Consider the following 4,017-nt stretch of genomic DNA (forward strand, 5'->3'; position numbering starts at 1 on the left):
GCCTTTTTAAAAAAAGGCGACACCCAAAAACTTTTCCTGTTTTTTATCAATGGTTTGTTTTTAAACGATCTCTTTTACCTCCCCTTGACCGGGGGCGGGTTATACCCCGCCCGTGACGCCGGGACGGTTCAGGATTGACAGGAATTCCCGCCGTGTATCGGAATTGCTGCGGAATGTGCCCAGCATCCGGCTGGTGACCATCGAAACACCGGGACGATGCACACCACGTGTGGTCATGCACTGGTGCGAGGCCTCGATCACCACGCCCACGCCGCGGGGTTGCAGGACATCGTTGATGGTATTGGCGATCTGTGCGGTCAGGCGTTCCTGGATCTGGAACCGCTTGGCATAGGCATCGACCACGCGCGCCAGCTTTGAAATGCCGACCACACGCTTGCGTGGCAGGTAGGCGACATGCGCCACCCCGATAATCGGCACCATATGGTGTTCACAATGGCTTTCGAACCGGATGTCGCGCAGCAACACCATCTCGTCATAATCCTCGACCTCGGAAAAAGTACGGGTCAGGAGGTCGACCGGGTCTTCGGCATAACCGCAGAAGAATTCCTCATACGAACGCACCACGCGTGAGGGCGTGTCATGCAGCCCTTCGCGCCGGGGATCTTCACCCGCCCAGCGCAGGAGCGTGCGCACGGCGTCTTCGGCCTCTTCTCGCGTGGGGGGGGGCAATGGGGCGGAATCGGTGGGGGTCATTGCTGTTCTGTCTTGTTTCTGCAGGCCACGCCCGTCCGCGCACGGGCGACGGAAGGCGCGGGATTAATGGAAGATGGCGGGGTGGTGCGGGCTGTCGAGGCTGAAGGAAGGGATGCTGACGTCGAAATGTTCCCGCGTTCCGGGCTGAACCATGTGATAGGTTCCCCCCATGAACCCCGTCGGCGTTTCCAGCGCGGCACCGGACATGTACTCAAAACAGCCATCCGCGTCGATCACGGGCTGTTCCCCCACGACCCCGTCGCCCTGCACATGCTCCACCCGGCCCTGCCCGTCGGTAATATGCCAGCTGCGCCGCAAAAGCTGGATCGCACTGTCGCCATGGTTTTCCACCCGGATGCGATAGGCCCAGACAAACCGTCGCTCCTCCGGTTCCGACTGGTCATCCAGCCAGAATGTCTGCACCAGCACCCGCACGTCACCGGTGCGTGCCTCGTAACACGGGGTGTTCTCGATGGCGCTTGCAAGGGCGGATTCGGGGTCATGTCCAGGGGGCGGGGGGTACGGCTTGTTCTTATTGGCCATAAGGTGCTCCGGGCTGTGGATCAGCGCGCGGCGACGGCGCTCAGGCCGCGACGCAGGTCGTCAATCAGGTCCTCCGCATCTTCCAGTCCGACGGAAAAGCGGATCACGCCATCGGTAATGCCCAGACGCGCGCGTTCCTCTGGCCCGATTTTCATGTGCGTGGTGGTGGCGGGATGTGTCACCAGTGAACGGGCATCGCCAAGGTTGTTGGAAATGCTGATCAGGCGCAGCGCGTTCATGAAGGCAAAGGCGCCTTCCTTGCCGCCCGCGACTTCGAACGCGACCAGGGTGGAACCCGCGCTCATCTGCTGCATGGCGAGTGCGTGTTGCGGGTGATCGGTGCGACCGGGATAGAACACCCGCAGGATCTGCGGGGCGGAGGCGAGGAAGTCTGCGACCTTGCCCGCATTTGCCGTCATGGCGTCAACGCGCAGCGACAATGTCTCCATGCTCTTGAGCATGACCCACGCATTGAATGGCGACAGCGTGTTGCCGGTATTGCGCACGAACGGGCGCAGCACGTCATCAAGCCATTCCTTGCGCCCCAGCACCGCGCCACCCAGGGTGCGGCCCTGCCCGTCGATATGTTTGGTGCATGAATAGACAACGATATCCGCACCCAGTTCCAGCGGCTTTTGATAGAGCGGGGTGGCAAAGACGTTATCGACCACCACCAGCGCCCCGGCCTTGTGCGCAAGGTCACAGATGGCGCGGATATCCACGATGTCGAGCATCGGGTTCGACGGGCTTTCGAGCAGTACGGCACTTGTCGGCTTTGACAGGGCTTCGGCCCAGGCGGCGTGGTCCGCGCCATCGACAAATACTGTTTCCACCCCGTAACGCGGCAGCAGTTCGGCAACGATCCAGTGGCATGACCCAAACAGCGCGCGTGAGGCGACAACCCGTTCACCCGCCCGTACCTGTGCCAGCAGCGCGGAGGAGACCGCCCCCATCCCGGTGGAGGTGGTGACGCAGTCTTCTGCGCCTTCCAGCACTGCAAGGCGGCGTTCCAGCGCGGTTACGGTGGGGTTGGTGATGCGGCTGTACTGGTAATGCGCCACATCCCCAAGAAAGGTTGCCTCTGCCTGTTCGGCGTTGTCATAGACAAAGCCCGACGTCAGGAACAGCGCCTCGCTCGTTTCACCATAGGGGGTGCGTTCCTCGCCCGCGTGAAGCAGGCGGGTGGCGGCGCGCCATTCTGAAGGGGTGGAGTTGTCAGTCATGATCGTCAGGATTCCCAAACCAGAAAATCGTCAGAAACACCGAAAGGCAAAGGCCCGGACCGGAAGAAAAGGGCAGGAATATCCGGGACAGAGCTTCCTTCGGCAATGAATCGTCCGACCGTGGAAACCATGACACCAGCGCCTTGTGGCGGCATCAGGCCTCTTTAGCGCGTCTGTTTAACCTCGCCGCAAGCCGGCCGAATCAAATCACGAGGGCCCCGCCCCGTGGCCGGGTGCGGAAACAGGCATGGTTATTGCGGATTGTACCCACGCTCGTCAACTGTCGGGGGTGGGCAGCGGCCCTGTCGCACGCGGGTCCGTGGGAACGATTGCATTGGGCCTTCCCCTCCGCTATAGGAGGGGCAGCAAGCGGGTGTAGTTCAATGGTAGAACGGCAGCTTCCCAAGCTGCATACGAGGGTTCGATTCCCTTCACCCGCTCCATGATATCTTCCGATAAAATCTGTTTATGCGTTATTGCGCCGTTGCGGACGGGGCCGATGTCGCCTGCGTGTCGGCATAGGTTGTCCCGTTCCAGATCCAGCGATCGCCGTCATCGACCACCAGATCATGCATGCCGCCATGTGCCTGTGGCATGATCCTTACCGGACCGCTGAGCGAATCGAGAACCTGCGTCCAGCGCGTGCCCCGGCGCAGGAAAACAGACGTGGAACAGCCGGCGGACCCGCACAGGCTGGGTGATTGTAACTGTACGAACAGGGCCATGTCCCCCGGATGGTCCGACAGGGGGCCGGATGCCGTCAGGACGACGGGATGTTCGCCACGGGCATGTGCATCCCCCAGATCCTGTGCCTGCAGCAGATGGGCCTGCCGGTCGAGTTCCGTTCCCGGATGCTGTGCCAGTATGACCGTCGCCCCGCGATCCGGCCTGGCATGCGCGCCCATGATGGGCCATGGGCACACGGCCATCGCCACCATTACGGCCCGCAGGCCCTGCAATGCGCAACGCCACTGGCCGGTGCGTGGGGCGGAAGGGGGCAGGCAGGGGCTGGACGGGCGGAACATGCGGCGGATATCTCCGTGTTCAGGTCATGAAGGGGCAGCCCGGCCAAGGGCATGGACCGCCCGTTTCATGATGCAATGAAGGAGACAGGATGAAAATGGTTGCACCCTCCCATCCCCAGCCGGGGCCTTACCGGCATTATAAGGGCGGGCTTTATACCGTCATCTGTGTCGGTCGCCACAGCGAGACGGAAGAATGGCTCGTCACCTATCGCAGCGAGGCGCGGGGCGATTACTGGGTCCGTCCGCTGGATATGTGGATGGAACAGGTCGATGGCGCGCCGCGCTTTGCCCCTCTGGGGGAAGCTGATCTTCACCAGAATATTGAGAAATAGATATTTCTCAGGAAATCGTGTCCTGCAGAACGTCAAAAGGCGTTGCTTTGAAACGCCTGCGATGATGGCCGCCAGGCCATGGTGGCGGAAGGCGCATCCGCTTCGGGCGCGGTTTGCAACGCAGGGTTAAGAGAGCGTTTGAAAACAACTCACTGATAAAAAACACGAAAAGTTTTTGGG

The 4,017-nt window shown here is 61.3% G+C and carries 5 protein-coding genes, 1 tRNA gene and 1 riboswitch; of the genes, 2 read left to right on the top strand and 4 right to left on the bottom strand.

What is annotated here, in order from left to right; translation table 11 throughout:
* Positions 1–99 precede the first annotated feature (99 nt).
* The 3 genes from folE to metZ all read right to left on the bottom strand — a co-directional run bounded on the left by folE (position 100) and on the right by metZ (position 2,480).
* Complete coding sequence (gene folE, locus B7G66_RS08435; RefSeq protein WP_003622062.1) at positions 100–714, bottom strand: GTP cyclohydrolase I FolE; 615 nt, start codon at positions 712–714, stop codon at positions 100–102.
* A 63-nt stretch (positions 715–777) separates the two neighbouring features.
* Positions 778–1,188, bottom strand: a complete 411-nt coding sequence (gene apaG, locus B7G66_RS08440; RefSeq protein WP_040512924.1) for a Co2+/Mg2+ efflux protein ApaG — start codon at positions 1,186–1,188, stop codon at positions 778–780.
* An 89-nt stretch (positions 1,189–1,277) separates the two neighbouring features.
* Complete coding sequence (metZ, locus tag B7G66_RS08445; protein WP_040511099.1) at positions 1,278–2,480, bottom strand: O-succinylhomoserine sulfhydrylase; 1,203 nt, start codon at positions 2,478–2,480, stop codon at positions 1,278–1,280.
* A 143-nt stretch (positions 2,481–2,623) separates the two neighbouring features.
* A riboswitch (SAM riboswitch) is annotated at positions 2,624–2,704 on the bottom strand.
* A 145-nt stretch (positions 2,705–2,849) separates the two neighbouring features.
* Here metZ and B7G66_RS08450 point away from each other — a divergent pair.
* Positions 2,850–2,923 (top strand) — tRNA-Gly (locus tag B7G66_RS08450).
* 30 nt (positions 2,924–2,953) lie between these two features.
* Here the strand turns inward: B7G66_RS08450 and B7G66_RS08455 are convergent.
* Positions 2,954–3,505, bottom strand: a complete 552-nt coding sequence (locus tag B7G66_RS08455) for a hypothetical protein (protein WP_003622068.1) — start codon at positions 3,503–3,505, stop codon at positions 2,954–2,956.
* An 89-nt stretch (positions 3,506–3,594) separates the two neighbouring features.
* Between B7G66_RS08455 and B7G66_RS08460 the strand changes: the two genes are divergently transcribed.
* Positions 3,595–3,837, top strand: a complete 243-nt coding sequence (locus B7G66_RS08460) for a DUF1653 domain-containing protein (RefSeq protein ID WP_003622070.1) — start codon at positions 3,595–3,597, stop codon at positions 3,835–3,837.
* Positions 3,838–4,017: the final 180 nt, after the last annotated feature.

It is taken from the genome of Novacetimonas hansenii JCM 7643, from assembly GCF_000964405.1.
Classification (GTDB): domain Bacteria; phylum Pseudomonadota; class Alphaproteobacteria; order Acetobacterales; family Acetobacteraceae; genus Novacetimonas; species Novacetimonas hansenii.

Excerpts from the sequence above, each read along its gene's own strand:
- folE (WP_003622062.1), bottom strand. The coding sequence starts at position 714 with ATGACCCCCACCGATTCCGCCCCATTGCCCCCCCCCACGCGAGAAGAG.
- metZ (WP_040511099.1), bottom strand. The coding sequence starts at position 2,480 with ATGACTGACAACTCCACCCCTTCAGAATGGCGCGCCGCCACCCGCCTG.
- B7G66_RS08455 (WP_003622068.1), bottom strand. The coding sequence starts at position 3,505 with ATGTTCCGCCCGTCCAGCCCCTGCCTGCCCCCTTCCGCCCCACGCACC.
- B7G66_RS08460 (WP_003622070.1), top strand. The coding sequence starts at position 3,595 with ATGAAAATGGTTGCACCCTCCCATCCCCAGCCGGGGCCTTACCGGCAT.